33 protein-coding genes and 2 tRNA genes are annotated in these 26,297 nt (G+C 68.7%); 16 read left to right on the top strand and 19 right to left on the bottom strand.

The window, feature by feature from the left end:
- Positions 1-3 precede the first annotated feature (3 nt).
- On the top strand, positions 4-669 hold the full coding sequence (locus tag KIK09_RS42525; RefSeq protein ID WP_214325196.1) for a MerR family transcriptional regulator: 666 nt from the start codon (positions 4-6) through the stop codon (positions 667-669).
- Here the strand turns inward: KIK09_RS42525 and KIK09_RS42520 are convergent.
- Complete coding sequence (locus tag KIK09_RS42520) at positions 666-1,412, bottom strand: ABC transporter permease (RefSeq protein ID WP_214325195.1); 747 nt, start codon at positions 1,410-1,412, stop codon at positions 666-668. The genes KIK09_RS42525 and KIK09_RS42520 overlap by 4 nt on opposite strands.
- Complete coding sequence (locus KIK09_RS42515) at positions 1,393-2,337, bottom strand: ATP-binding cassette domain-containing protein (protein ID WP_214325194.1); 945 nt, start codon at positions 2,335-2,337, stop codon at positions 1,393-1,395. Before KIK09_RS42515 ends, KIK09_RS42520 begins: the two co-directional genes overlap by 20 nt.
- A gap of 254 nt (positions 2,338-2,591) precedes the next feature.
- Between KIK09_RS42515 and KIK09_RS42510 the strand changes: the two genes are divergently transcribed.
- Together KIK09_RS42510 and KIK09_RS42505 are read left to right on the top strand one after the other, a co-directional pair.
- Entirely contained in the window at positions 2,592-3,569 is a 978-nt protein-coding gene (locus tag KIK09_RS42510; protein WP_308164662.1) for a GH25 family lysozyme, read from the top strand.
- Between the two features lie 77 nt (positions 3,570-3,646).
- The gene (locus KIK09_RS42505; RefSeq protein ID WP_214325192.1) at positions 3,647-4,099 is read left to right on the top strand and encodes a C40 family peptidase; all 453 of its coding nucleotides are present in this window, start codon (positions 3,647-3,649) and stop codon (positions 4,097-4,099) included.
- A gap of 8 nt (positions 4,100-4,107) precedes the next feature.
- On the opposite strand, the gene KIK09_RS42500 is transcribed toward KIK09_RS42505, so the two are convergent.
- Complete coding sequence (locus KIK09_RS42500; protein WP_214325191.1) at positions 4,108-4,743, bottom strand: hemerythrin domain-containing protein; 636 nt, start codon at positions 4,741-4,743, stop codon at positions 4,108-4,110.
- Between the two features lie 370 nt (positions 4,744-5,113).
- On the opposite strand from KIK09_RS42500, the gene KIK09_RS42495 reads away from it, so the two are divergent.
- The 6 genes from KIK09_RS42495 (at position 5,114) to KIK09_RS42470 (ending at position 7,403) form a co-directional block, all read left to right on the top strand.
- Positions 5,114-5,189 (top strand) — tRNA-Thr (locus KIK09_RS42495).
- 163 nt (positions 5,190-5,352) lie between these two features.
- Positions 5,353-5,426, top strand: a tRNA-Met gene (locus KIK09_RS42490).
- 71 nt (positions 5,427-5,497) lie between these two features.
- Positions 5,498-5,662, top strand: a complete 165-nt coding sequence (rpmG, locus tag KIK09_RS42485) for a 50S ribosomal protein L33 (protein WP_214325190.1) — start codon at positions 5,498-5,500, stop codon at positions 5,660-5,662.
- Positions 5,663-6,047: 385 nt separating this feature from the next.
- Positions 6,048-6,497: a MaoC family dehydratase N-terminal domain-containing protein gene (locus tag KIK09_RS42480; RefSeq protein WP_214325189.1), complete on the top strand. Its 450-nt coding sequence runs from the start codon at positions 6,048-6,050 to the stop codon at positions 6,495-6,497.
- Positions 6,497-6,925: a MaoC family dehydratase gene (locus KIK09_RS42475; RefSeq protein ID WP_214325188.1), complete on the top strand. Its 429-nt coding sequence runs from the start codon at positions 6,497-6,499 to the stop codon at positions 6,923-6,925. The genes KIK09_RS42480 and KIK09_RS42475 overlap by 1 nt, the downstream gene beginning before the upstream one ends.
- Before the next feature lie 121 nt (positions 6,926-7,046).
- On the top strand, positions 7,047-7,403 hold the full coding sequence (locus KIK09_RS42470) for a nuclear transport factor 2 family protein (protein WP_214325187.1): 357 nt from the start codon (positions 7,047-7,049) through the stop codon (positions 7,401-7,403).
- Here the strand turns inward: KIK09_RS42470 and KIK09_RS42465 are convergent.
- The 5 genes from KIK09_RS42465 to KIK09_RS42445 form a co-directional block, all read right to left on the bottom strand.
- The gene (locus tag KIK09_RS42465) at positions 7,396-8,136 is read right to left on the bottom strand and encodes a methyltransferase domain-containing protein (RefSeq protein ID WP_214325186.1); all 741 of its coding nucleotides are present in this window, start codon (positions 8,134-8,136) and stop codon (positions 7,396-7,398) included. The two genes, KIK09_RS42470 and KIK09_RS42465, sit on opposite strands and share 8 nt — an antisense overlap.
- Complete coding sequence (locus KIK09_RS42460; RefSeq protein WP_214325185.1) at positions 8,133-8,489, bottom strand: ArsR/SmtB family transcription factor; 357 nt, start codon at positions 8,487-8,489, stop codon at positions 8,133-8,135. The genes KIK09_RS42465 and KIK09_RS42460 overlap by 4 nt, the downstream gene beginning before the upstream one ends.
- A 114-nt stretch (positions 8,490-8,603) precedes the next feature.
- Positions 8,604-8,993 (bottom strand): arsenate reductase ArsC, encoded by a 390-nt coding sequence (locus KIK09_RS42455; protein WP_308164661.1) that lies wholly within the window; start codon positions 8,991-8,993, stop codon positions 8,604-8,606.
- An 11-nt stretch (positions 8,994-9,004) separates the two neighbouring features.
- Positions 9,005-9,730 (bottom strand): MIP/aquaporin family protein, encoded by a 726-nt coding sequence (locus KIK09_RS42450; protein WP_214325184.1) that lies wholly within the window; start codon positions 9,728-9,730, stop codon positions 9,005-9,007.
- Complete coding sequence (locus KIK09_RS42445) at positions 9,727-10,062, bottom strand: ArsR/SmtB family transcription factor (protein WP_250574680.1); 336 nt, start codon at positions 10,060-10,062, stop codon at positions 9,727-9,729. The genes KIK09_RS42450 and KIK09_RS42445 overlap by 4 nt, the downstream gene beginning before the upstream one ends.
- A 121-nt stretch (positions 10,063-10,183) precedes the next feature.
- Here KIK09_RS42445 and KIK09_RS42440 point away from each other — a divergent pair, with 121 nt between their 5' ends.
- The 3 genes from KIK09_RS42440 (at position 10,184) to KIK09_RS42430 (ending at position 12,369) form a co-directional block, all read left to right on the top strand.
- Complete coding sequence (locus tag KIK09_RS42440; protein WP_214325183.1) at positions 10,184-10,627, top strand: ArsI/CadI family heavy metal resistance metalloenzyme; 444 nt, start codon at positions 10,184-10,186, stop codon at positions 10,625-10,627.
- A gap of 120 nt (positions 10,628-10,747) precedes the next feature.
- On the top strand, positions 10,748-11,455 hold the full coding sequence (locus KIK09_RS42435; RefSeq protein ID WP_214325182.1) for a hypothetical protein: 708 nt from the start codon (positions 10,748-10,750) through the stop codon (positions 11,453-11,455).
- Between the two features lie 632 nt (positions 11,456-12,087).
- A complete protein-coding gene (locus KIK09_RS42430) occupies positions 12,088-12,369 on the top strand; it encodes a hypothetical protein (protein WP_214325181.1) in 282 nt (93 codons plus the stop codon).
- Positions 12,370-12,472: 103 nt separating this feature from the next.
- Here the strand turns inward: KIK09_RS42430 and KIK09_RS42425 are convergent, their stop codons facing one another.
- Positions 12,473-12,817 (bottom strand): hypothetical protein, encoded by a 345-nt coding sequence (locus KIK09_RS42425; RefSeq protein WP_214325180.1) that lies wholly within the window; start codon positions 12,815-12,817, stop codon positions 12,473-12,475.
- Between the two features lie 148 nt (positions 12,818-12,965).
- Between KIK09_RS42425 and KIK09_RS42420 the strand changes: the two genes are divergently transcribed.
- From KIK09_RS42420 to KIK09_RS42410, 3 genes are all read left to right on the top strand, one after another.
- The gene (locus KIK09_RS42420) at positions 12,966-13,337 is read left to right on the top strand and encodes a hypothetical protein (protein WP_214325179.1); all 372 of its coding nucleotides are present in this window, start codon (positions 12,966-12,968) and stop codon (positions 13,335-13,337) included.
- A gap of 59 nt (positions 13,338-13,396) precedes the next feature.
- Entirely contained in the window at positions 13,397-13,912 is a 516-nt protein-coding gene (locus tag KIK09_RS42415; RefSeq protein WP_214325178.1) for a GNAT family N-acetyltransferase, read from the top strand.
- 449 nt (positions 13,913-14,361) lie between these two features.
- Positions 14,362-14,904, top strand: coding sequence for an NUDIX domain-containing protein (locus KIK09_RS42410; RefSeq protein ID WP_214325177.1), 543 nt, complete (start codon positions 14,362-14,364; stop codon positions 14,902-14,904).
- A 5-nt stretch (positions 14,905-14,909) separates the two neighbouring features.
- Here the strand turns inward: KIK09_RS42410 and KIK09_RS42405 are convergent, their stop codons facing one another.
- The 8 genes from KIK09_RS42405 to KIK09_RS42370 all read right to left on the bottom strand — a co-directional run bounded on the left by KIK09_RS42405 (position 14,910) and on the right by KIK09_RS42370 (position 22,703).
- The gene (locus tag KIK09_RS42405; protein WP_214325176.1) at positions 14,910-15,281 is read right to left on the bottom strand and encodes a hypothetical protein; all 372 of its coding nucleotides are present in this window, start codon (positions 15,279-15,281) and stop codon (positions 14,910-14,912) included.
- A 223-nt stretch (positions 15,282-15,504) separates the two neighbouring features.
- On the bottom strand, positions 15,505-15,759 hold the full coding sequence (locus tag KIK09_RS42400; protein ID WP_214325175.1) for a DUF7660 family protein: 255 nt from the start codon (positions 15,757-15,759) through the stop codon (positions 15,505-15,507).
- A gap of 184 nt (positions 15,760-15,943) precedes the next feature.
- Positions 15,944-17,425, bottom strand: coding sequence for an NADH-quinone oxidoreductase subunit N (locus KIK09_RS42395; protein ID WP_214325174.1), 1,482 nt, complete (start codon positions 17,423-17,425; stop codon positions 15,944-15,946).
- Entirely contained in the window at positions 17,422-19,056 is a 1,635-nt protein-coding gene (locus tag KIK09_RS42390) for a complex I subunit 4 family protein (RefSeq protein WP_308164660.1), read from the bottom strand. The genes KIK09_RS42395 and KIK09_RS42390 overlap by 4 nt, the downstream gene beginning before the upstream one ends.
- The gene (locus KIK09_RS42385; protein ID WP_214325173.1) at positions 19,053-20,996 is read right to left on the bottom strand and encodes an NADH-quinone oxidoreductase subunit 5 family protein; all 1,944 of its coding nucleotides are present in this window, start codon (positions 20,994-20,996) and stop codon (positions 19,053-19,055) included. The genes KIK09_RS42390 and KIK09_RS42385 overlap by 4 nt, the downstream gene beginning before the upstream one ends.
- A complete protein-coding gene (nuoK, locus tag KIK09_RS58480; protein ID WP_308164659.1) occupies positions 20,993-21,409 on the bottom strand; it encodes an NADH-quinone oxidoreductase subunit NuoK in 417 nt (138 codons plus the stop codon). The genes KIK09_RS42385 and nuoK overlap by 4 nt, the downstream gene beginning before the upstream one ends.
- A 17-nt stretch (positions 21,410-21,426) precedes the next feature.
- Positions 21,427-21,996, bottom strand: a complete 570-nt coding sequence (locus KIK09_RS42375) for an NADH-quinone oxidoreductase subunit J family protein (RefSeq protein ID WP_214325172.1) — start codon at positions 21,994-21,996, stop codon at positions 21,427-21,429.
- Positions 21,993-22,703, bottom strand: coding sequence for a NuoI/complex I 23 kDa subunit family protein (locus KIK09_RS42370; RefSeq protein ID WP_250574679.1), 711 nt, complete (start codon positions 22,701-22,703; stop codon positions 21,993-21,995). The genes KIK09_RS42375 and KIK09_RS42370 overlap by 4 nt, the downstream gene beginning before the upstream one ends.
- A 211-nt stretch (positions 22,704-22,914) precedes the next feature.
- On the opposite strand from KIK09_RS42370, the gene KIK09_RS42365 reads away from it, so the two are divergent.
- The gene (locus KIK09_RS42365) at positions 22,915-24,111 is read left to right on the top strand and encodes a serine/threonine-protein kinase (RefSeq protein ID WP_214325170.1); all 1,197 of its coding nucleotides are present in this window, start codon (positions 22,915-22,917) and stop codon (positions 24,109-24,111) included.
- Between the two features lie 270 nt (positions 24,112-24,381).
- Here KIK09_RS42365 and KIK09_RS42360 read toward each other — a convergent pair whose 3' ends face one another.
- Positions 24,382-25,356 carry a hypothetical protein gene (locus KIK09_RS42360; protein ID WP_214325169.1) on the bottom strand — a complete coding sequence of 325 codons (975 nt, stop codon included), beginning with the start codon at positions 25,354-25,356 and terminating at the stop codon, positions 24,382-24,384.
- Entirely contained in the window at positions 25,353-26,297 is a 945-nt protein-coding gene (gene nuoH / locus KIK09_RS42355) for an NADH-quinone oxidoreductase subunit NuoH (RefSeq protein ID WP_214325168.1), read from the bottom strand. Before nuoH ends, KIK09_RS42360 begins: the two co-directional genes overlap by 4 nt.

Raw genomic sequence — 26,297 nt, 5'->3', positions numbered from 1 at the left:
GGCATGGACAACTTGATGACCATCGGCGCGTTCGCGCTCGAGACCAGCCTGACGGTCGCCGCGCTGCGCCACTACGACGACGTGGACGTGCTCAAGCCGGCCGCCGTCGACCCGGCGACCGGCTACCGCCGCTACCGGGCCGATCAGGTACGGCAGGCCAAGCTCATCTGCGCGCTGCGCGCGGTCGACCTACCGGTCGACGAGATCCGCGACGTCCTGGAGGCCGACGACGACCGCTTCCTCCACCAGGCGCTGGAGAGGCACAGGCGGCGCCTGGACGACCGGGCGGCGGCCGTGGCCAGGATGACCGCCGATCTCGAGGAGTACCTCGAGAAGGGGCTCCCGATGCCCGCGCTGAAGGGGTGCCGTCCGGTGCAGGTCAAGCTGCAGGCCGCGGATCCCGCCTTCTACGAGCGGGTGTTCGGCGTCAAGTACGACGAGAGCATCTCCAGCTTCCAGTTCGGCACGTACGGCACAGAATCGTTCTTCCTGGTGACGACCTCCGGCGAGGGAACCGGCTACCTGGTGGACGACCTGGAGGTCGTCCACCGTCGAGCCGTCGAGGCCGGGGCGCGTGAGATCGAGCCGCCGACCCTGTATCCCGGGATGCCGCGCCGATCGGTGGTCGCGGATCCGAGCGGGAACCGCGTCTTCCTCTACCAGGGCTAAATGCCGCGGCGCAGGGCCCGGTTGCCGAGGTGGAGGCCGATTGCGGCGACGGCCAGCGAGGCGGCCGTGCCGTACAGGACGGAGGGGTCGGTGAGGTGGCCGGAGAAGAGGGCGCGCTGGGCGTCGACGATGTAGGAGACCGGGTTGAAGGCCGCGATCACCCGCATCCATCCCGGCGCGGACTCGATCGGTAGCAGCACGCCCGACAGGAGCATCAGCGGGAACAGGACCGCCTGGGAGATCACGTAGAAGAGCGTGCCGCTGGGCGCGGACTTGATCGCGAGCACGAACGACAGCGTCCCCAGCCCGATCCCGAACACGGTCAGCAGCGCCAGCCCGCCAAGCACTCCGGCCGGATGGAGGCGGAACCCGAGCGGAAGCGCCAGCAGGATGATCAGCACCGCCTGGCAGAGCAGCACCATCATCTCCTTCATGGTCCGCCCGACCAGCATCGCGCTGCGGTTGAGCGGCGAGACCAGCATCCGCTCCAGCGAGCCGCCGACCAACTCGAGCAGCAGCGTGTACCCGGCCATCAGCGGCCCCGACAGGCACATCATGATCAGGATCCCGGGCACGAACCACTGCCAGGACGAGGTCCGCACGGCCCCGCCCAGCAGCGACCCGAACAGGAACAGGAACAGCAGCGGCTGCACCATCGAGAACAGCAGGCCCATCGGCTCGCGCAGCGCCGGCGTGAACTCGCGGACGAACACGGTACGGGTGTCACGAAAGAACGTCGTCATCGGTGAGGCTTCTCCCGGTAAGGCTGAGGAACACGTCGTCGAGGGTCGGACGGGCGGTCTCCGCGGCGGTCACCTTGATGCCCGCGGCCTCCAGCGCGCGCAGGTACTCGGGCAGGGCGGCGGCCGCGTTCGGCACCCGGAACTCGGCGCCGGTCCCGTTCGCGGTGGCCTCTCCCAGCAGTTGTACGGCTCGCGCCGCCTCCTGCCCGGTCTCGGTGGTGATCGTGATGCGGTCGCCGGCCAGGTCGTTCTTGAGGCCGCCGGCCGTACCGTCGGCGATGATGCGGCCGTTGTCGATGATCACCACGCGTTCGGCCATGCTGTCGGCCTCTTCGAGGTAGTGCGTGGTCAGGAACAGGGTCGTGCCGTAGGCCTCGCGCAGGCGCAGGATGTGCGCCCAGATGTCGGCGCGGCTCTTGGGGTCGAGGCCGGTCGAGGGCTCGTCGAGGAAGAGCAGGTCGGGCCGGTGGATGAGGCCGAGCGCGATGTCCAGGCGACGACGCTGGCCGCCGGACAGCGTCCCCGGCTTGCGCTTGGCCAGGCTCTTCAGCTCGAGCAGGTCGAGCAGCTCGTCGGCGCGCCTGGCCGCGTCGGCGGAGGTCAGGCCGTAACAGCGGCCCTGGGTGACCAGCTCGTCGCGGACCAGGAAGTTCTCTCCGGCGCTGTTCTTCTGGCCGACGTAGCCGATGCGGGCGCGGACGCCCGCCGGGTCGCGGGCGACGTCGTGACCGGCGACCATGGCGGTGCCGGACGTGGGCGGGAGCAGGGTGGTGAGCATGCGAAGTGTGGTCGACTTGCCCGCTCCGTTCGGGCCGAGGAAGGCGACCAGCTGGCCCCTCTCGACGTCGAGGTCGATGCCGCGCACGGCTTCGACGGTCTGTCGTTTGACGGTGAAATCTCGGGTCAGTCCGCGGGCGTGAATCATGGTGGACGCCTCCGGGCATGGCGAAGAAACCCCTGGTCGGGGCTCGTTTTCGAGGATCGACTCAAGTCTGGGTCGGAGGAATCGTCTTTGGCAAACGCGAACGGCGCGTTCACATATCCCCTCTGACCTGCGAAAACGACGTCGTGCCAGGCGCCGCGAGGCAGCGAATTTCAGCCCCTTGACCTGCGGTTTCTAGCTGATCGTCGAAGAAATTCGCGTACGATCTGCGCGTGAAACGTCTATTAGCAGCGGCAGTGACCGCTTTGGTGGGCTTATCCGGGAGCGCGCAGGCGGCCGACGGCCTCGCCGGCGTCGACGTCAGCAACTGGACCGGCGAGGTCGACTGGGACTCGGTCTCCTCCGGCGGCGCGAAGTTCGCCTTCGTCCAGGCGACCGAAGGGACGAACTACCGCAACCCCAGCTTCGACGCCCAGTACGGCGGAGCCGCGAACGCCGGGCTCCTCCGCGGCGCCTACCATCTCGCGCAGCCGCACGAATCCGACGGAGCCACCCAGGCCGACTTCTTCCTCCAGAACGGCGGCAGCTGGACCGGAGGCGGGCAGACCCTCCCTGGCGTACTGGACCTGGAGGACAACCCCTACCGCGACAAGAACGGCAAGAACACCTGCTACGACCTGTCGCCCAAGGACATGGTCACCTGGATCAAGGACTTCACCACGAAGTACCGCCAGGTCACCGGCGTCCGCACCATCATCTACACGACCACCAGCTGGTGGCGCACCTGCACCGGCGACTCCGCCAAATTCGCGGCCAACCCGCTCTGGCTGGCCCACTGGGGCAACGAACCCGGCGAACTGCCCAAGAGCTGGCAGCAGCACACCTTCTGGCAGTCGGCCGAGAAGGGCCCGCTGGCCGGCGGACAGGACTCGTTCAACGGCACGGACGCCGAGCTCGGCACGCTGGCCAACCCGCCCGCCGAGGTCACCGTCTCCGGCGCCGCCCGCGACAGGCGCCACTACACGGTCACCGTGACCAACACCGGCCCGTACCCCGTCACCAACGTCAAGATCTCCGGCCGGGCGTACGGCGGGCAGCACGTGACCCGGGCACCGGGATGCACCTTCAGCGGCACCGCGGTGCGGTGCACCATCCCCGAGCTCGCCCGCGGCCGCAAGGCCACGTTCACGTTCACCACCAAGGCCAAGCCCAAGGGTCCCGTCGGGATGCGCTTCACGGTCGGCTCGGTGGAGCTCACGCTGTCCGCCCGTTGAGGCAGGATGGGTCCGTGTTGCGCGGACGTGGGGCATGGGTGGCGATCGGGGCGCTACTTCTGACTGCGACCGCTTCCATGCCCTTGGTGTCCTATCTGCCGTCACGCATCATCGCGGCCGCCTACCAGGTCGAGCAGCGCGGCGTGGACTACTCCTGGGGCGGCGGCCACGCCGGCAGCCCCGGACCCTCCACCGGCACCTGCCGCGGCTACCAGGGCAAGATCAAGCCCTGCCCGGCCACCCGCACGCGCGGCCTCGACTGCTCCGGGTTCACACGGTGGGTGTACGCGCTGGCGCTCGGCAACGACGTGCTCGGGCCCGGCAACACCGACGACCACCTGCGGCGGCTGCGACGGGTGAGCCCGGCCAGGCCGGGGGATCTGGTGTTCTTCGGCAAGCCGGGCAGGACGCACCACGTGGGCATCTATCTCGGGAACGGGATGATGATGAACGCGCCTGAGACGGGCGCCAAGGTGCGCGTCGACGGCATCGCTCCACGCAAGGACCTCGTCGGGTTCTTCCGCTACTGAGATGGGCTTCAGGCCTGGCCGAAGATGAGGCGCTGGCGGCGGAGGTGGCCGCGGTTCAGCAGGCGGAGCAGGAGCATCAGCACGGGGCCCGCGGCGCGGCGCAGCTCGGCCAGCTCGTCCTCGTGCGCGTACTGGGCGATGCGGGGCAGGTCGAAGCGGATGTCGCCGCCCTTGCGCGCCGCGTTCTCCACCTGCTGCCAGTCGCTCTCCGACACGTAACGCAGGATCACCGGGAAGAGCAGCCGCTCCTCCTCCTCGATGTGCTCGTCGAGCAGGTCCGCCAGCGCGGCGCACGACTTGGCCAGCGACGCCGGCGCGCCCGTGTCGGACTGCAGCCGGGCCGCGACGTCGGTGATCTCCTCGAGCAGCGGGTCGAGGGCCTCGTGGTCCTCCGTCAGGCCGTCCAGATCGACCTCGGGGCCGGCGGAACGGGCGAGCACCGGCCAGAGCGCCTCATCCTCGGCGCGGTGGTGATGGTGGATGCCCGCGCAGAGCCGGGTGGCGAACTCCGCGATGGCGCGCAGCCGCTCCTGGTCGGCCTGCTGGCGGCCGGCGGCGAGCTCCTCCACGAGCAGGGCCAGGCGGCGGGCGTCGGCGCGCATGGCGCGGTGCATGATGCGTATTCCGAGGAGGTTCGGGGACATCTGAGGGCTCCTTTCGAGAGATGTCCCCAGAGTGCGACGCGCGACTTCGGTCCTTCTTGGAACCGACTTGCTATGGCTGTAACGCGTGTCATGTCCCGGAAATTGAGAGACCCGAGGTCTACTCTGAGCCGCTATGGACAGGCGATGGGTCGGCACCGGCGGTTACGAGGTCGTGCCCGCGACTCGCGCCGGTCGGCAGGTCCTTCGGGTGCGGCGGCACGGGTGGCTGGTCGCCGACTGCGTTTCGGTGTCCGACGTGGCCCGACACGTCGACCTGGCCGACCTGTGCGAGATCATCACACTGCCCGGAACGAGTTCGCGTCATGGCTGGGCGCCGTGTATGGTTACACCTGTCCGCGACGACGGACAGGCCCCTATAGCTCAGTCGGCAGAGCGTCTCCATGGTAAGGAGAAGGTCAACGGTTCGATTCCGTTTGGGGGCTCCAGCTAGACCTGAGCTCCATCCCTGCGGATGGAGCTTTTCTGTTGGATTTCAGATGTCGGGTGATCCTGAGGCATACTAGGGGTCACCTACCCGATCAGGTGAAGTGCGAAGGCGCTCTCCATGTCGGGTATCCTCTACAGGCCGGGTGTTTCGTCCGGCCGCAAGGCGGAGTAGCTCAGTCAGGCAGAGCAAACGGCTCATAATCGTTGTGTCGCCGGTTCAAGTCCGGCCTCCGCTACTGCCCCCACCCAGGTCGATCGGCCTGGGTATGGGCGTGTCCCAGTCCCAAACGTAGAAAGGCACTCCCACGTGGCTGCCACCGACGTTAGGCCGAAGATCACGCTGGCCTGCCAGGAGTGCAAGCACCGCAACTACATCACGCGGAAGAACCGGCGCAACGACCCGGATCGGCTTGAGCTGAACAAGTACTGCCCCAACTGCCGCACGCACCGCGCGCACCGCGAAACCCGCTAGGGGCCAACAGAGCCACAACCGGCGTCCTGCTCAGGGCGCCGGTTTGTCGTGCTTTCTGGGCCTTCCGGTACGGCAAGCCGCCGCCACCCGCCGCCCGCCGTACTGGGCCGAGGGCCCGCGAGCGGCGCTTCCGGCGAGTCGGTGACAGTCACCCGCCGCAACGGCGCTCCGTGACCCGGGCACCGCGGTCCCGGCCGTGGCTCTTCGCCGTAACCCGCTTGGGTGCCTGTCGGGCTGGTCGGCGTTCGTCAAGCAATCCCCATCGGCCTTCGGAGCCCGCCCCATCCGGGTACTGTCCCGAGTCCAGCGGCTGATCGACAGGGGACAGCCGAACCTTGTTCTGTTAACGTCGGCTCAGACGACTGGGACGCGTGAAGGGGCACTGATGGCCTTGAACCGTGATTTCGTGGGCAGGACCTACCCGTCCTCGGCCCCCTACGAGGTCAGCCGGGTGAAGATCAGGGAGTTCGCGACCGCGATCGGCGACGGCAATCCGATCTACCGCGACAAGGAGGCCGCCCAGGCGGCCGGGCATCCCGACGTGATCGCACCACCGACCTTCCCGATCGTGTTCAGCCTGCAGAGCGGCGGCGAGGCGCTGACCGACCCGGAGCTCGGGCTCAACATCGCCATGGTCGTCCACGGCGAGCAGCGCTTCGAGTACACCCGCCCGATCTACGCCGGCGACGAGCTGATCACCACCGCGACCATCACCGACATCCGCAGCGCCGGCCGCAACGAGCTGCTGACGGTCCGCAGCGAGATCACCACGGCCGCCGGCGAGCCGGTGTGCACCACGTACAACACGATCGTCGAGCGTGGAGGGGCGGCCTGATGGCGGCGACGGTGAAGTACGACGAGGTGACCGTCGGGCAGGAGATCCCGGCCGTCGAGTACGGCGTGCGGCGGCTCAACCTGGTGATGTACGCCGGGGCGTCCGGCGACTTCAACCAGATCCACTGGAACGAGCGCTTCGCCAGGATGGTCGGGCTGCCGGACGTCATCGCGCACGGCATGTACACGATGGCCCAGGCGGGCCGCTTCGTCACCGACTGGGCAGGCGACCCCGGTGCCGTCGTGGACTACGGAGTCCGCTTCTCCTCCATGGTGGTGGTCCCGGACGACGACCAGGGCGCCACCATCACGGTCACCGGGCTGATCGAGGAAAAACTCGAGGACAAACGCGTCGTCATCGGTCTGACCGCAAAGTCAGCCGACGCCCGCGTCCTCTCCAAGGCCCGCGCCATCGTCCAACTCACCTGACACCCCGCGCCCTGGGCCGCCCAGCGGCCTGGGGCTCTGTCCATCGGTGTGCTTGGCGTGGACGCGGAGCAGGACTTCGGTGCTGCGGCTCGCTTGCTTCGCGGCGTCTAAGGTCCTGGGTATGGGTGACGAGGTGGAAGTTGCCGTGGCTGGGGAGCTTCGGCTTCTCGATCCGGAGGTGAGGTCGTCGGCGGACCTCATGGATGAATTGTTGGATCCGGAGTTCAGGGAGATCGGCGCGTCCGGGCGCCTCTGGAGCCGATCGGAGATCATCGCCAGTCTCGTCGAGCGTTCCCGAGCCTCCGACGAGCCGATCAAGGCGAGCGACATGGTGGGCGTGCTGCTTGCTCCTGGCGTGGTCCACCTGACCTATGTCAGCGACGACGGTGGGCGGCGGGCGCGCCGGAGCTCGGTGTGGCGGCGCACTGACAGGGGTTGGCGCCTCTACTTCCACCAGGGAACCTTGAGCTCTAGCTGAGTGTCCTGCTGGTGACCGTACGGCGGCTTCCCGGCTTGGCAGCCTCGATGATGGCGGAGTGCAGGCCACTGCCCGCGTCAGCGGTCGGAGTGATCTGGACGTCCACGAATCCGATGCCGGTCAGCGACTGCCTGTACTCGCCGGCCGTAAGGGTCCCGTTGGCGCAGCCGACCCGCAGTTCGGCGGCCGCGCGAGCCTCAGGCTCGATCCCGTCATCGGCGATGACGTCGCTGATGCCGAACCGGCCGCCTGGCTTCAGTACGCGGAATGCCTCCGCCAGGGCGGCGGGCTTGTCGAGGGAAAGGTTGATCACGCAGTTGGAGATCACGACGTCCACGGCGTCCGAAGGGAGCGGGATGTCTTCGATGCGGCCTTGTAGGAAGTCGACGTTGGTCACGCCCGCCTGCTCGGCGTTGGCGCGGGCCAGGGCGAGCATGTCGGGGCTGGCGTCCAGGCCGTAGGCGTGGCCCGAAGGCCCCACGCGGCGCGCCGAGAGCAGGACGTCCAGACCGCCGCCGGAACCGAGGTCGAGCACGGTTTCGCCTTGGCGCAGGTCGGCGACGGCCAAGGGGTTGCCGCAGCCCAGGCTGGCGCGCAACGCGCCCTCGGGGACGTCGTTTTCGGTGTAGGCGGCAGCGCCGAAGCAGCCATCGGCCTCGCAGTCCAGCGGAGTTCCCCCGGCCAGGGCGAGGCGGGCCAGCCCGGAGTAGCGCCGGATCGTGGGCTCGGTCATCGACGTTCTCCTCGCGTCGGCGTGCAGGCAGGCGGGGCGGGTGCTGGGCGACCCATGACCAGGTCGGCAGCGCTGGGGAAGCACTCCACGCAGGCGTCGTTGATCCGGTACAAGGCGGACGTGCCCTGACGCTCGACGAGCACGAACCCCACCTCGGACAGGATCTTGAGATGGGCCGAGACGGTTGATTGGCCGACGTCGACCGCCTCGACGATCTCGCCCACGCTCATCGGAACGCCGCGACGGGCCAGGAGCGAGACGATCTGGACTCGGGTCGCATCGGCCAGCGCTTTGAACCACGAGGCGTATTCGACGGCGGCCGGCCGTTCGAGCGGCCCCTTCTCAACATTCATCGTTAATCGACGATAGACGATGAATCGACGCGAGGGAAGTCACGTGATCAGGGGGCTCCGACTTTCGATCATCACCACGTCGCGCCTTCGTGCGGCGGTACACGCTGCGGCTGGTCACATGAGGTCGGCGATCAGGTCGCGGACGCGGGCCTCGATCGCATCCCGGATGGGACGTACGGCCTGCACGCCTTGTCCGGCAGGGTCGTCAAGCACCCAATCCTCATACCGCTTACCCGGGAAGATCGGGCAGGCATCGCCGCAGCCCATCGTGATGACGACGTCGCTGGTCTGCACGGCGTCCGTGGTGAGGACCTTGGGGATCTCGGCGGAAATGTCGATGCCCACCTCACGCATCGCCTCGACCACCGCAGGATTCACGGCGTCGGCCGGCGCGGACCCCGCCGAGCGCACGGCGATGCGCCCACCCGCGAGGTGGGTCAGGAACGCGGCGGCCATCTGGGAACGTCCGGCGTTGTGGACACAGACGAACAGCACGGAAGGCACCTGGAATCCCCCTATCGAGGCCGGTCGGCGGCTGCTGCCTGCCGTACAGGATCATGAGCCGGCACCCCATCGGTCGTGCGCCCGTAGAGCGAGATCAGGAGCAGGGCGCCGAGGAAGGCCCCAACCAGTTGAGCGGCGATGAAGCCCGGCACCGAGGCGGGCGAGATGCCGGCGAATGTGTCGGTGAAGGCCCGCGCCACGGTGACGGCCGGATTGGCGAAGCTCGTACTGCTGGTGAACCAGTAAGCGGCACCGATGTAGCCGCCCACCGCCACTGGCGCCAGGGCCGCGCGGCCCTGGCGGGTCAAGGCGAAGATGACCACGATGAGGCCGGCGGTGGCCACGACCTCCCCGAGCAGCAGATTGATCCCCGACCGGTCATGTGCGGACTCCTGTACGGCAGGCAGCGCGAACATGAGGTTGGCCAGCATCGCTCCGGCGATGCCGCCGGAGAACTGGGCGGGCAGGTAGACCAGCAGGTCCCGGCCGGAGATGCCGGACCCGCGACCCAGCATCCAGGCCGCCAGGGTGACGACCGGGTTGAAGTGGGCGCCGGACACAGGCCCGAGCACCAGGATCAGTACGGCCAGCCCGGCAGCCGTGGCCAGGCTGTTGGCCAGCAACTGCACTCCGACATCCCGCGACAGACCGGCCGCCATGATGCCGGAGCCGACCACCACGGCCACCAGCGCCCCCGTGCCGACGAATTCCGCCAGCGCCCGCCGTACGAGATTCATCGCGCGTCCGTGACCTGCGGCTCGGGCAGCGCGAGGACATCCGTGAGCCGCTTGAGCGTGGCCGGGAGGATCCAGTAGTAGACCCAGGTCCCGCGCCGCTCGGAGTCGACCAGGCCGGCCTCGCGCAGGACCTTCAGGTGGTGCGAGATCGTGGGCGCGGTCACGTCGAAGGCGCCGGTCAGCTCGCATACGCACACCCCTTCGCCGACCCGCCGGCCACCTTCGTGCGCGCCGATCAGCGACAGCAGCCGCAACCGGATCGGGTCGCCCAGCGCCTTGAACACCCGCGCCAGCTCCCCCGCCTCCGCCTGGACGATCGGCTCAGCGACCAACGGCGTGCAGCAGTCGGAGGCGAGGATCGGCAGCGTTTCGACATATCTCTAATTTGACAGACCTCTAAGCAAGAGCGCAAACTCGACACTGTTTAGATATCCATCGAAGCAAGGACTCGCCATGTCTCGCGTCCAACTCGCTCTTCGCGTGGCCGACCTGCAAGCCTCCATCGACTTCTACACCAAGCTCTTCGGCACCCAGCCGGCCAAGCTCCGCCCGGGATACGCCAACTTCGCCATCGCCGAGCCGCCGCTCAAGCTTGTACTCATCGAAGGCGAGGAAGGCGCCGACACCCGCCTGGACCACCTCGGCGTCGAGGTCGCCTCCACCGACGAGGTCACCGCGGCCACCACCCGCCTCGCGGGCCAGGGCCTGGAAACCGAGGTGGAGGAGAACACCACCTGCTGCTACGCCGTCCAGGACAAGGTCTGGGTACACGGCCCCGGAGCCGAACCGTGGGAGGTCTACGTGGTCAAGTCCGACGCCGACACCCTCACCAAGGAACCCGACTCGACCTGCTGCACCCCGGCTACCGACCTTCTACAGGCTGCCGCCGATTCCTGAACGGTTGATCACGGGACACTTGAACCGACGGCTGATTCACCTCAGCGTTTGAGCACCGTCAGTCCCGCATTGGGCTTGCTTGGATCATGCCGCGAGGGTGCCGCGCCCGATAATGGATCGATGTCGGGGTGGGATGCGGCCAAGCGGCGACTGTACGAGGCATTCGGACACGTCGCCCGGCCTGAGCGCGTGATCGGCTGTCCGCACTGCGTCGATCCAGGCGAGGAGCTGTGCATCCTGGCGGGGCCGGTCAGGTCCGTGGAAGCTGAGTCGCTGGCCCGCTACGCCGCCAAGGCACTGACCACGTGGGGTGGTGTCACCGAGTTCCGCTACTTTCTGCCGCGCCTGCTCGAATGCGCGGCAGAAGACGCCTTCACCTATCCGGATCCCGAGATCGTTTTCGGCAAGCTCGCCTCCGGCGACTGGCAGACCTGGCCGATTGACGAGCGCGATGCCATAGCCGGGTTCCTGCGCGAATGGTGGCACGAGACCCTACGCAACTACCCGGCCCGCCCGCCGATCGACACAGTGCTGTGCGCCCTGGCCGCCACAGGCATGGATCTGGCAACCTGCCTCAGCACGTGGAGCAATCTCGACACCGATCCGGCAATCCAGCACCTGCACGACTTCGTCCTGACCGGCATGTCGGGCAACCGCATGACCAACGCCTTCTGGAACCGCCAAAGCCCTGCCTACCAGCAGGTCCATACCTGGCTCACAGGCGGACCCGCCGCCGCAGCTGTGGAGGCAGCTTTCGCCAGGCAGCCACACGAGCCCAATCTCGAACTGCTCGCCGCCATCGAACCCGCCCTGCATCCGCCTCGTTGAAATGCCAACAGGGCGCGTCAAGGGGCGCGAACTCCAATGGTCTCTGGTTCCCGCCCTTGCCAGCGAGGGATCAGCATCTCGAAGCCGGGCTCGCTGACACGATAGAAGGGGCCGTCGATCTCGATCACGCCACCCTTCATAAGTAGTCATCTCCGTAGATCACGATGGTCACCGCGTTTACGAAGAAGGCGAAAGCAGGTAGGGCCGGTATCAGCCACACAGCTGTCTTCCTGACCCGGACGAACTGTCGCGGCGCCAGTCCGGCAATGGTTCCTGCGAGGACGCCGATCACGGGAGAGGCAAACCACATACACACAGTGATGACCGCCCACAGGCTCACCGGGGCGCAGGCAGGAGATTCGTACTCCGTGTACGGATCAAGGCCGCACTCTTTCAACTCCCTCCCCAAAGCCCTATGACGAAGGCGGGAACCGTGCCCAACCAGGCCAAGCACGCGAGGACCCCGGCCACCACAATCCACGGGGCCGCCTGCCATGGCCCTGAAGATGGAGCCGTTGACTCGGGAAGCACCTCAGCCACAGCGTGAACCTAGCCACCTCCAAACGAAGTGATCAAGTTTCCCAGCCCCGAGACCTCCGGCACCGGGATGCGTAGGCGACTGAGGCAGTGTCATGATCATCAGAAAGAGCTGTCCATGGTCGACACAGCAGGCAATCAAGGAGGCCAAGAACTTGCCCGAGAAGATCGATTGGACCATGCGCCACTTCGCCCAGGCGAATCCCGAAGGGTCAGGCCAGGGCGACGTACCGTCACTTCTCCGCAGAGTGGCTGACAGCATTGAGGCCCTGGGCGATGTCGAGGTGCACGATCTGATCATGCACACCGAGATCACGACCGAGGGCTCGCGGCCAAGCATCACGGTGTATTTCGCCTATCTCGATGAGAGCACCTGACCTTCGCACAGGCGATGATGTCGCGGGCCCGGAGCCGAAGTATGGCGGTTCTTTCCATTCGCCCCGGTAGCGCGGGGTTCACGATCGTCAAGCGCTGTCCCTGCTACCACTGCTCGTCGATCTCATCGACACTTCGACGCAACTTGCGGGCGTCCTCGGGCGGCAGGATGGCGAGGACGGCGCGCAGCTCCAGCGGATCGGGACAACACATCGTCTCCACACAGCCGTGCTTCGGATCGAACAAGCGGTGCGCGGGACCTCGAAGAAACAGCGACCACGCCTGCAGGGCATCGGCGGCGGCACTGGGCCACAAGCGCGTTCGCTCCAGACGGGCGACCGCAGCGCGACCCTGCGGAGACAAGCCGGGGATCAGTCGAACGGGTTCACCGGTGGCCGGGTTTCGGTGCAGGGTGTCAGCGCGGACCTGCGCGGACGCGCTACGCGGCATGACCCTTTCGGGAGGTCGACATAGCGCCACCCTCCCACGAGGTGTAGCCCATGGCCGTCAACCATCGGCCTGGCCTGGTCATGGGTCTGATCGTCGGGATGGTCTTCTGAACGTCGACCTGTTCCTCTTGATTCGCGACAATCATCCCGTGCGTCTCCTCTTCAGGTCGGCTCTGGCGGGGGCTGCGGTGGCAGTCTCGCTGTTGCTCCTCCTCCGCTGGCCGACTCACGACTCGGATAGCGAGCTGGACCTGGTGATGGCGTTGATGCTGGCGCCCTTCCCGCTCAGCGCGCTGGGTGCGCTGCTTGCCCGCCTGCCGCACTGGCCGCTTGTTGGGCTGGTGGCGCCCTTTGCCATGCTGGCGATTTTCTGCCTTCAGCCGGCATATGACTCCTGGGTGCCCGACGAGGGCCTCACGTTCGTTCTTGGGGCCCCTGTTGTGGTGGGCTTCGTGCTGACGGCTTTGCTCTGTGCGTGGATCGGGCAGACCGAGCGCCCGCCTGAAGGAGGCGCGGGGTAGGGCGAATCTGGAAGGGCGGTCGACGTCCCGCTCGGGGTCTGGATGGGTAGGGTCGCGGTATGCCTGAACTGGTCGTGCCTAGTGCGCGTCTGCACTCCGCTTGGCTTGAGGCGCATGCTGAGTGGGGGCCCGGTTTTCATGAGGACGGGTTCGGGTTGCTGCCGATCGATGAGGTCGACTCGCCGGGCGGGTTTGTGGCCTGGGTGGCGCGGCTGGACGGCGAGTCGGGTGCGTGCACGTACCGGTGGATCGTGGATGGTGGCCGGGTGCTCGGCGGGATCGCGTTGCGGCACGGGTTCGGCGAGTTCGTGCAGTGGGCCGGACATATCGGTTATGGCATTCGGCCGTCCGCGCGTCAGCGCGGGGTGGCTACGTGGGCGTTGGGTCGGATGCTCGACAAGGCTCGGGAGCTCGGCATGGACCGGGTGCTGCTTGTCTGCACGGCCGAGAACGTCGCCTCGGTGAAGACCATCGAACGGCACGGCGGCGTCCTCGAGGGTATCCGCGAGACCAGACTCGGCCCGGCGCGGCGTTACTGGATCTTCGTGAGCCCTCGGGACGGCGCAGGCGATTGAGTACACGCGCGGGACATGGCCACTGTCCCCTGTTTCGGGCCACTCGAGGAGTTGTTGGCCGCGCAACGCGGCCAGTTCGTCCAGCGCGGTGCGCAGCTATATAGACGCGGCCAGTTCGTCCGGCGCGTTGTGCGCCATATAGACGCGTCCTTCCGCCAGACGCGCCCTTTCGCCACATAGCCGAGCAGCCCGATCCAGATTTGAGCCAGATCATGCAACGGAGACCGTGACGCGGCCCGTTCTGGGTGCACGAGGCCCGTGTGGGTGACCGTCTGCAAGGAGCGTCGGGTCGCGAGCAAGCCAGGTCGGCCTGTGCCTGAGTGCGCTCGCCCGGCCCGATCTGGGAGATCTGGCCGGACGCTCCGACATGGCGATCTGGGAGATCTGGCCGGAGGCGCCGACGTGGCGATCCCCGATGCCCTGCCGATGGCTGGATACGATGCGATGTCATGGTTGACGTGCAGCCTGTGATCCGGCAGGTCTCCTCGCGGGAGGTCTATCGCAACCCGTGGATGACCGTGCGCGAGGACGCGATCGAGCGTCCTGACGGCTCGCCTGGCCTGTACGGATATGTCGTCAAACCCGACTTCGTGCTGGTCGTGCCGGAAGAAGACGGCGGGTTCCACCTGGTGGAGGAGTACCGCTATCCGATCGGCCGTCGCTCGTGGAGTTTCCCCCAGGGCAGCGCCGAGGCCGACACTCGGGAAGACGAGGCCAGGAGGGAACTCGCGGAGGAGACCGGCCTCCGAGCTGCGCGTCTGCGGCATCTGGGGTGCTTGGACAACGCTCACGGGATGACCAATCAGGCCGTTCACGTGTTCCTGGCCACCGGGCTCGCAGAGGGTACGGCCAGCCGCGAGCACACTGAGCAGGACATGCGGCAGCGCTGGGTGCGCCGGGCCGAATTCGAGCAGATGATCAGCGAGGGATCGGTCGCCGATTCGTCCTCCGTCGCCGCCTACATGCTGTGGCTGCTCCACGGCCAGCAATAGGACCCTCAATCTGAGGTGGGCATGTACGTGCTGTGCCTCTCCGCCGCTTTCGCGATCCTTCCTGCGTGAGTACGGAGCTCGGCGTCGGTCGGCGGTGTGGTCCGGATGGCCTCCCAGTCGTCGATGAGGATCATGAGCTGCATGATCTCTGGCGGGTGACCACACCTCGGCGCGAGCTGGATGATCAAGAAGTCGGCACCGGCTGAGATCGGCAGTGTGCCGTCCTGGATGGCCAGCGAGATGTCGAGCGCGACGTCCCATGGCTCCTGCTGGGTGTCGATCGGTGGCATGCCGCATTCCGAGAGCACCTGACGGATCAGCGGCTCGATCTCCGACAGCGAGCCGATGGAGAGGGCGTGCCCGGCCAGTTCGAGCATGCCGGGCGTGTCGATTCCGGCTCCGATCAGATCGCAAGCGATCCATCCCGCGTCTTCGGCACGTCCGACTAGCTGCCCGCGGAGAAGATCCCCTCGAAGCGAGACCAGGTAGCCATGTGGTTCCGCCGGGAGCCTCATAGGAGAACGATCATTCGGCCTCGCGAACCCGTTGGATCAGCGCCGGACGTCAGCGTGTCGACGGATTTCTCTCCCACCGACTCACTCATAGACCGTCGCCGCCCCCAACGCCTGGGCGAAGAAGGAACCACCTCGCGGTCTCGGGTGCGGGGTTTCCGGCGTGGAGCCCAGGAGAGTCCCGGATCCACGCAGCCAGCGCTTCCAGAAACAGATCCAGCCGATCGTTCTCCCAATCGGCGCCGTTGACCAGCTCGCCGTGTAGCGCTTCAACGAACCGAGCGAGATCCTCACGCGACGCGACGGCACTGGCTGCGTCGAAGGACCCATCGTCGATTGACACGACCTCATGCTCCCACGTGGCCTTGCGAGACGCGGGCGGCACAAGCCCACACCCTTCGCTCCCGGTCAAGTGCGCTACCAGGGACCGGTTGCTGCAGGCCGTGCGGTTTCTGTCGGGGCGGGCGGGAGGCTGGATCCACAGAACACTCCCCGCTACCGCGGCTCCGGGCAGGCGGGGTGGGGGGTCAGGTGGTCAGGCCGGCCATGGTCAGGGCCAGTTGGGGAGCGGCGGAGAAGAGGATGGCGGCGATCAGGGAGAGGGCCATGGCGAGAGTGGTGGCGGGGAAGGGGCGGTGGGCGACGATAGCGGGGGCGGGGGCGAAGAGGCGGGCGGTCCAGGTGGCGTAGTAGTAGAGGCCGATCACGGTGTTGATCGCCATGATGACCGCCAGCCAGCCGAGGCCGCCCTCGACCAGGATGCGGAAGACGACCACCTTGGCGAAGAGACCGGCCAGGCCTGGTGGCAGACCGGCCAGGCAGACCAGGCAGAACGCCAGTGCCAGTCCCTGCGCGGGAGCGCGGAAGGCGAGCCCGCGATAGTCGTCGAGCTCGTTTCGCGGCGCCGACCGGGACACCAGCATGACCACCGCGAAGGCCCCGAGGTTCATCGCGGCGTAGATCACCAGATACGTCACCGAGGCGCCCACGGCACGTCCGCCGAGTGCCAGCGGCGCCAGGATGTAACCCGACTGGGCCACCGACGACCACGCGAGCAGCCGTACGGCGGAGCGTTGCCGCATGGCCAGCAGGTTGCCCACGCTCATGGTGAGCGCGGACACGATCGCGATCACCGGGGACCAGGTGAAGGCCTGCCCGCCGAGCGCGGTCACCAGGATGAGGATCAGCCCGGCGAACCCGGCGGCCTTGGAGATCACGGACAGCAGCGCCGCCACCGGGATCGGCGCCCCCTGGTAGACGTCGGCCGCCCAGGCATGGAACGGCACAGCCGCGATCTTGAACCCGAACCCGGCCACGACCAGCACCACCGCGACCGTGACCACGGCCGGCATCCCGGACCCGGAAGCGCCGACGAGCCCGGGCGCGGGCACGGCCCCGCTCAACACCCCGGCCAGCCGGGCCAGGTGGACCGACCCGCCCACGCCGTACAGCAGGGACACCCCGAACAGCATCACGGCAGTCGACACCACCGACACCAGGAACAGCTTGACCGCGGCCTCGGAGCCCCGCCCGTCGTACCGCCGAAGCGCCGTCAGCGCGAAGACCGGCAGCGAGACCAGCTCGAGCGCCACCACCAGCATGATCAGATCCCGCGAGGCGGGCAGCGTCACGGCCCCCACCAGCGTGCAGAGCAGCAGGAAGTACCACTCGCCCACCGGGATCCCGCCGCCGGCCAGCTCGGTCATCGACAGCAGCACGACCACCACGCCCGCGACCAGCACGACCCCGGCGAACACCAGCGTGAACCGGTCGACCACGAACGAGCACAGCCCTCCGGCCCCCGGCACGCAGAACGTCGAGCGGGGCGGCCCGCCGCTCGCGGCCTGCCACACCACGATCGCGAGCGCGCCCAGAACCCCGGCCAGCGTCACCAGCCCCGGCACGGCCCCTGCCCGCGGCAGGAACGCGTCGAGCAGCAGCACCAGCCCCGCCACCACGGCGAGAAGCAGGGGCGCGGCGATCGCGACGTAGTCGATCTGCTGGATCACGACGCCACCCCCAACAGCAGCTGTACGGCGGGCGTGGTCAACGACAGCAACAGCTTCGGCCACAGCCCGAACAGCAGGATCAGCACGATCAGCGGAACCCAGGAGGCCAGCTCGTATCCCCGGATGTCACGCGGCCTGAGGCCCGCCCGGCGCGGCGGAGCAGATCCGCCGTCGGCGCCCTGCGCATCCCCCGTCCGCCCCAGCGCGGCCACCCCGGCGGGCGCCAGCCGGACGACGGAGACGGGAGCGGCGGGCGGCCCGTGCGTGACCCGGGACAGCATGACCAGGAAGTAGGCCGCCGTGAGCACCGCCCCGAGCCCGCCGATCACCATGAATGTCAGGAACAGCCCGCGGGGCAGCCCGGCCGCCGGCTGGTAGGCGCCGAACAGGGCCAGCATCTCCCCCCAGAACCCGGCGAGCCCCGGCAGCCCCAGGGAGGCGATGGCCGCGAAGGTCAGCACGGAGCCCAGGCGCGGCATCGTGGCCAGCATCCCGCCGCCGAGCGAGGGCATGTCGGCCGTGCCGTACCGCTCCTTGACCGCCCCGGCGAGGAAGAACAGCAGGCCGGTGATCAGCCCGTGGGCGACGTTGGCGAACAGCGCCCCGTTGATGCCGACGGTGGTGAGCGTGGCGAAGCCGAGCAGCACGAAGCCCATGTGGCCGATGGAGGAGTAGGCGATCATGCGTTTCAGGTCGCGCTGGGCCAGGCAGGCCAGGGCTCCGTAGACGATGCCGACGACGGCGAACGCGCCGAGCCACGGCGCCACCGTGGCGGCGCCGTGCGGGAGGACGGGGATCGCGATCCTGGCGAAGCCGTACGTGCCCATCTTCAGCAGCACCCCGGCCAGCAGCACCGAGCCGACGGTGGGGGCTTCGGTGTGGGCGTCGGGCAGCCAGGTGTGCAGCGGCCACATCGGTGTCTTGACCGCGAGCCCGAGCCCGATCGCGACGAACGCCAGCGTCTGCACGCCCGCGGTCATCCCGCGCCCGTGTGCGGCCTCCAGGGCCAGGACGTCGAGCGTGCCGGTCTGCGCCCAGACGAGCAGCAGGCCGAGCAGCATCACGACGGAGCCGAGCACCGTGTAGAGGATGAACTTGACCGCCGCGGCGCGCCGGCCCGCGCCGCCCCAGATGGCGATCAGGAAGTACATCGGGACCAGCACGACCTCGAAGAACACGAAGAACAGCAGCAGGTCGAGGGCCAGGAACGTGCCGATCATGCCCACCTCGAGCACGAGCAGCGTGAACACCATCGCCCGTGGCCGCCCGCCGCCGCTCTTCGGCCGCATGAGCTGCCCGGGCCCGCGCCCGCCGCCCGCGCCGAGGTAGACGAAGCACAGGAACGTCAGCAGCGCGGTCAGCGCGACCAGCGGTAGCGAGATCCCGTCGACCCCCAGGTGGAAGCGAAGGTCGAGCCCGCGGATCCACGGCACGTCGACCACGAACTGCGCCCGCCGGGAATCTCCGTAGTCGAACCTCACCAGCATCAGTACGGCCAGCAGCAGCGTGACCCCGGACACCACCAGGCCGTACACGTGCAGGACGGGCCGGAGCGCGCGCGGGGCGGCCAGCAGGCCGAGCGCCCCGAGCAGCGGCACAGCCAGTAGGGCGACGGAGACCCAGCCCATCATGTGAACACCACCGCCCCCACCGCGATCAAGAGGACACCGGCCAGCACGCCGCTCACGTAGAGCTGCACGTTGCCGTTCTGGGCGAGCCGCAGCAGCCCCGACAGCCCGCGCGCCGAACGGCCGGACCCGCGCACCGCCCCGTCGACGACCGCGTCGTCGGTCTGGACGACGAGCCTGGACAGCGCCAGGACAGGCCGGACGAACAGCACGGAGTAGACGGTGTCCACGTAGAACGCCCGCTCGCAGGGCACGCGGAACGGCCCGAGCAGCCGCGCGGGATCGGCCACGGGGTCGCTGCGCCAGTACGCGTAGACCACCCCGGCCCCGAGCAGCGCGAGGAGCACGCTGATCGCCGCGATCGACCAGTCGACGTGGGCTCCGCCGGCGAAACCGAGCAGCAGCGCCGGCACCGACAGCACCACGATGGGGACGAGCATGCTGGGCGGCGCCTCACGGGTGTCGACCACGTGGGCGGTGCCCGGCTCGGGCTCGGGCAGCGCCACGGCCCGCGTCTCGCCGAAGAAGGTGCGCAGCCACGCCCGGGTCGCGTAGGCCCCGGTGACGGCCACGGTCGCCAGCGCGCAGCCGTACAGCAGGAGCGCGGCCGCGTCGGTGAGGCTGCCGGACAGGGCGCGGTCCATGGCGGCCAGCACGGCGTCCTTGCTGAAGAAGCCGCTGGTGGGCGGCAGGCCCATGAGCGCGGCGAACCCGATCGTCATCGTCACGAACGTGACGGGAAGCTCCCTGCGCAGCCCGCCCATCTGGCTCATCAGGTTGGCGCCCACGTGGTGGATCACCGCGCCCGCGCACAGGAACAGCAGCGCCTTGAACGCCCCGTGGGTGAGCAGGTGGAAGATGGCGGCCGTGTCGGAACCCGCCGCGAGCGCGCCCGCCATGTAGGCGAGCTGGCTGACGGTGGAGTAGGCCAGGACCCGTTTGAGGTCGTCCTGCGCCAGGGCGGCCAGGGCGGCGCCCAGCATGCCGAGCGCGGCGATCACTGCCAGCACGTCGAGCGTGGGCCGCGCGGCCAGGAAGGCGGGGTAGAGCCGGGCCACGATGAAGATGCCCGCGGCGACCATGGTGGCGGCGTGGATCAGGGCGCTGATCGGCGTCGGGCCCGCCATCGCGTCCGGCAGCCAGGTGTGCAGCGGGACCTGGGCGCTCTTGCCCGCCACCCCGGCCAGCAACAGCATCGTGGCCGCCACCAGCGTGCCCGTGGGCAGCTGGGGCACCTTGGCCAGCACCGTGGAGATCTGGAAGCTGCCCGCCGACATCCCCAGCACGAAGATGCCGAACAGGAACCCGACGTCGCCCAGCCGGGTGACGAGGAAGGCCTTGACCGCGGCCCGCGAGTTGGCCCGGTCTTCCCACCAGTGCCCGATCAGCAGGTAGGAGCACAGGCCCATGATCTCCCAGCCCACGTAGAGGACCAGGAGGTCGCCCGCGTAGACGACCAGCAGCATCGCGCTGGTGAACAGGCTGATGAACGCGCTGTAGGAGGGGTAGCGCGGGTCGCCCTTGAGATAGCCGACCGAGTAGACCTGTACGGCCAGCGCCACCACCGTGACCAGCACGCCGACGATGGCCGACAGGTCGTCGGCCTGGAGCGTCAGGGAGATCGGGATCGATCCGGTGCCGATGGACCCGTAGGTCTGGCCGACCGCCCCTGCCGGCGCCGCGCCCTCGAGCCTGCCGAAGAACGCGAACCCCTGGCTCCACGCCAACCAGATCGCCAGCACCGTGGAGGCCGCGGTCGGCAGGACCGCGATCCAGGCGGCCCGCCGGTTGGCCGCCAGGTCGGCGGAGCGGTCGGCGGGCGGCTCGCCGGAGGCCTGCGCGAGGTCGTGGGCAGGACGGCGGTGCGGCCAGCGCGACAGCAGCAGCCCCGCGAACGCGGCGACGAAGGGCAGCAGCACGGCCACCAGCGGGAAGGAGTTCATCGCTTGCCCCCTCGCTGGATCGGCGCGCGCAGGCCGGCGGCCTCGCCGGGGACGGGCCCGCCGTTGCCCGTGCCTCCCGACTCGACGGCGCCCGTCGGCCCGGCGCCGCCGCCCTCGCCGGGCGCGGGCTCGGCCAGGTCGCGCAGGGTGTCGAGGTCGACGGTGCGGCGGTTGCGGAAGAGCGCGAGCACGATGGCCAGACCCAGGCCCACCTCTGCCGCGGCGATCACGATGACGAACAGCGTGAGCACCTGCCCGCTGTGAAGGCGGTCGCCGAGCCAGACGTCGAACGCGACCAGGTTGAGGTTGACCGCGTTGAGCATCAGCTCGACCGACATCAGCACCAGGATCGTGTTACGGCGCGCCAGCACGCCGTAGACGCCGATGGAGAACAGCAGCGCGGAAACAACCACCGGGTAGACGATGTGCACTACTTACCCCCGGTCTCTTCTGGCTCGGGTGGCTTGCCCCCAGGGATGTCAGTCCTGGACAGGACAATGGCGCCGATCAGCGCGGCGAGCAGCAGGACGGACAGCGCCTCGAAGGGCAGCACCCAGGTGCTGAACACGCTGGCGCCCAGCTGCTTGGCCGAGCCGGGCCCGGGTCTCAGCGGGGTGTAGGCGGCGCGGAAGGCGTCGATGACGACGGTGACCAGGACCGCAGCCGTGGCCACCGCGACGATCACGGCGACGACCCGGTTGCCGCTGTCGAGGTCGGGCGAGCGGCCGATCGGCGCGCGGGTGAGCATGATGCCGAACAGCAGCAGCACGACGACGGCGCCGACGTAGATGAGGACCTGCACCCAGGCGACGAACTCGGCGGTCAGCACCAGATAGCCGCCCGCGAGCGCGCCGAACGAGACCACCAGCCACAGCGCGGCGTGCACCAGCTGCCTGGTCGTGACGACGAGCAGCGCCGATCCGACCGCCACCGCACCCAGCAGCAAGAACACGACCTCTTGCCCGGTGGGTGACAGGTAGGAGGGCACCGCCTCGGTCACGACTCCTCCTCGGACTCCCTCGGCTCGTCAGGACCGAGCCGCCCAGGCGGCCGGATGGACCGGGGATCGGTCATCCTGCGCCTGCGCGTGCTCGCGCCAGAAGCTTGCTCCTGCGCCTCGCCTTCTTGCGGCGGCGCGCCCGAACCTGTGGACAACTCCGCGCTCCCGGCCTCGCCTGTGGATGAAGCCGGGGCCGGAGTCTCGCCCGCGCCTGACGGAAGCCCGCCAGGGGGCCGGATTCCCCGCACATCCCTGGGCGGCCGTGCGGGGGCGGCCGCAGCCGCGCGCTCCTTGGGCGGCTCGGCGCCCGGATCGTGCGCGGGCGGCGGCGGCACGGTCGGCACCCAGGCCGCGAGCTGGTCCTTCTCGTGCAGGAGGTTGCGGATGTCGCCCTCGGCGTACTCGAACTCTGGAGACCAGAACAGCGCGTCGAACGGGCACACCTCTATGCAGATGCCGCAGTACATGCACAACGAGAAATCGATCGCGAACCTATCGAGAACGTTGCGTTGGCGGGCCCGGCCGCCCTCGGGGGCGGGGATCGTCTCCTTGTGCGAGTCGATGTAGATGCACCAGTCGGGGCATTCCCGGGCGCACAGCATGCAGGAGGTGCAGTTCTCCTCGACCAGGGCAATGACGCCGCGGCTGCGGGGCGGGAGGGCGGGCCTGACCTCGGGATACTGCTGCGTGACGGATCTGCGCAGCATGTGGCGAAGGGTGATGGAAAGCCCCTTTGCGAGTCCGACTCCCGGTATCCCTGCCATGATTCATCATCATGGCGCACTTGGCCGCCGAGGTGAATGATCCGGGCCCAGTTGTCCCCATGTTTTCCACAGCCATCCACAGGTCCGCACAGGGTTATCCACAACATTGCTCCACAAGCAAAATGTCCCGTACGCGATGGATAGTCTTCGTGCCATGTTGCACAGCCAGCCGAACCGCCCCAGCAGCGGGAGGTGGGCCGCCGCCGTCGGGTGGGCGCTCCTGCCGCTCATGACGTGCGGGTTCGCGACGCCGTTCTCCATCGGGTTCGCGGCCTACCGGCTGTCCAGCATCTGGCAGGCGGCCGCCGCCACGGTCTACGCGCTGTGCATGGTCGCGTTCCTCATCCCCGTGCTGTACTACGACACCTTCGAGGACATCCCCGAGCCGCTGTCCACCCTGGTCTCGATCGCTCTCGTGGCCAGCTGGGTCGGCGGCCTCATCCACTCGCTCTTCCTGGTGCCCGCCATGGCCAGGCCCAGGTCGGCGGTCCTGCGGCAGCACCCGACGTACGCCCCGCCGCCGCCACCGCCGCCGAACGTCCACCAGCGGACGACCACGCCGACCGCGATGCGCCGCGCGGGAGAGCCCGAATGGATCGGCCACTACCGGGTGCTCGAGTCACTCGGGCGCGGCGGGCAGGGCTCGGTGTATCTGGCGGTCGCCCCTGACGGCGTGCGGGTCGCGGTCAAGGTGCTCAACGACCTGGTCGACGACGTCGCGCGCGCCAGGTTCGCCAGGGAGGTCGACGCGGCCCGCAGGGTGGCGACGTTCTCCACGGCCAGGCTGCTCGACGTCAACACCTCTGGCCACCTGGCCTACATCGTCAGCGAATACGTGGCTGGTCCGTCGCTCGAGCAGCTGGTGCGCAAGCACGGGCCGCGCGACGAGGACGGCCTGACCCGCCTGGCGTTGTCCACAGCCGGTGCGCTGGCTGCCATCCACAAGGCGGGCGTGGTCCACCGCGACTTCAAGCCGAGCAACGTCCTGATCGGCCCCGACGGGCCGCGCGTCATCGACTTCGGCATCGCCCGCGCGCTCGACCAGGTCACGATGACCAGCGGCAAGATGGTCGGCACGCCGCCGTACATGTCGCCGGAGCAGCTGTCGGGCGAGCCGATCGGGCCGGCTTCCGACGTCTTCAGCTGGGCGGTCACGATGATGTTCGCCGCCACGGGCCGCCCCGCGTTCGGCGAGGACACGGTCCCCGCCGTCTTCCACAGGGTGCTCACCTTCCACCCCGACTTATCCCCCATGCCGCCCGGCATGCGCGCCATCGTCGGCGCCTGCCTCAACAAACGCGCGGAAAACCGCCCCACGGCCTCCGACGTCATGCTCGCCATCGTCCACTGACGCCTCTCGCCGCAGCGACAGCATCTCGCCGTAACGAACCCTCGTGTACGGCAAACCACCCCACCCGCTCCCCGCCGACCTTGGCCGGGCTCTGTCGTCTCAACGCCACTCGGGCGAAGGTGGCGCCCCACCGTAACGGAGCGCCCAAACCCACTGCCTCGGGTAAGAAACCCGCCACAATGGAGCGTCCAAACCCCGCTGCGGGCGTACAGCAAAGCCCCTGCGGAACGGAGCGTCCGAAAACCACAGGAAACCCACACGCCCACAGGGTCACGGCATTGCCTGCGACGTCCCTCTGACAAGCCCGAGATACTCCTGCTTGGAGAGCCGATGCACGGCCAGCTCGAGCCCGTACCGCTCCGCGAACCGGTGCGCGTACTCAGGCGACCACACCCCCGGCAAATGCAATAAAGGACACCCAGAGGCGTCCAACACGAAAAGTCCCGATAAATCGCCATAGCTGTACAGCAGTAACCGGGCGCCCAGCCCATGGCTCCGCCCGATGACGACCGGGAGCACGGCCTCCTTCCCCCGGATCCCCCACAGGCTGCGGTTCTTGACGACGAGCTGTGTCCCGCCCGGCGAGCCGAGCACGACCCCGCTCTTGACGCGACGGCGGTGGAACCGCCCGGTCAACGGGCGTAGCACCAGAGCCAGCGGGCTGGAGGCCAGCAGCAGCCACTTGACCTCCGCGATGTCCGCGATGAACCGCCCGAACATCGACAGACCCCGCCAAGCCGAACCCATGCCATTGGCCACGAGGTAGACCATGATCCCGCCGCCCACCACCCCGGCACCGATCCCCACCGGCTTGTGCCAGCGGGCGGGCCGCCGTGGAGGCTCCCCGCGAATGCGCCGCCAGCCCGGTGCGCGGCCCGCGAGCACCGCGCGGACGACGGCCGTCGGCTGCCTGCGGCCGTCGATGATCGGCAGCCCGGCCTGCCGGGCGAAGAGGTCGAGGTCGGCGTCGTACCAGTTACCCGGGATGTCCGCCAGGACGAGTCCGTCCTCGTCGAGCGCGGCCAGCCCCCAGACGGGTTCGACGCGCTCCTTGCCGTTGGCCTCGTAGAGCTTGCGTTCGTAGCCGTAGTGGTACAGGCGTGCGGGCGCCAGCCGTACGGACTCCTCGGTCGCGAGGTCGGTGGCGGTGAGGGTGCGGCCGTCCCAGGTCAGGGCGGTGGCAGGGGCGTCGGAGCCGATCGTGGCGCCGCCGCGCGGGACCAGCCGGGCTGTCGGGAAGGTCACAGCAGGACCTTCACCACACCCGTGAGCGCGAGCTGGAGCAGAGCCAGGGGAACGAGGGCGACCCAGGCCAGGCGCTGCAACTGGTCCTCGCGCAGCCGGGGATAGCTGACCCGCAGCCAGATGACGACGAAGGCGAGCGCGAACGCCTTGATCAGCGTCCAGATCCAGCCTGGCAGGAAGGGCCCGTGCCAGCCCCCGAGGAACAGGACCGTGGTCAGGAAGGACAGCACGACGATGCCCACGTACTCGGCGAGCATGAACAGGGCGAAGCGCATGCCGGTGTACTCGGTCATCGGACCCATGATGATCTCTGACTCGGCGACGGGCATGTCGAACGGCGGTCGGCGCAGCTCGGCGAGCCCGGCCACGAAGAACACGACGGCGCCGACGGCCTGCCACGGCAGCCACCACCACTGCCACTCCTCCAGGATCCCGGGGATCGACAGCGTGCCCGCGGCCATCGCGACGGAGGAGGCGGCCAGCACGAGCGGCAGCTCGTACGACATGAGCTGGGCGGCGGCGCGCATGCCGCCCAGGACGGAGTACTTGTTGGCCGAGGCCCACCCGGCGATGATCGCGCCGAGCACGCCGACGCCCATGACGGCCAGCACGAAGAACAGGCCCAGGTCCAGGTCGACGCCGACGGCGCCGCCGCGGTCGAGGGGGATGGCGATCATCACGACGAGGTACGGGACGAGGGCCACGCCGGGCGCGATCATGAAGATGCGGCGGTCGGCGGCGGCCGGGATGACGTCCTCCTTCTGGGCGAACTTCACGCCGTCGGCGATCAGCTGGGCCCAGCCGTGGAAGCGGCCTGCGTACATCGGGCCGAGGCGCGACTGCATGTGCGCCATGACCTTGTGCTCGGTCTGCCCGACGATCAGGGGCAGCAGGAGGAACACCGCCAGGATGACGACGAACCGCAGCACCACGTCCAGCAT

This window comes from Nonomuraea sediminis, assembly GCF_018531495.1.
Taxonomy (GTDB): domain Bacteria; phylum Actinomycetota; class Actinomycetes; order Streptosporangiales; family Streptosporangiaceae; genus Nonomuraea; species Nonomuraea sediminis.
Note: the sequence above shows the minus strand (reverse complement) of the source record. Positions and strands in the feature narration are given on the sequence as shown.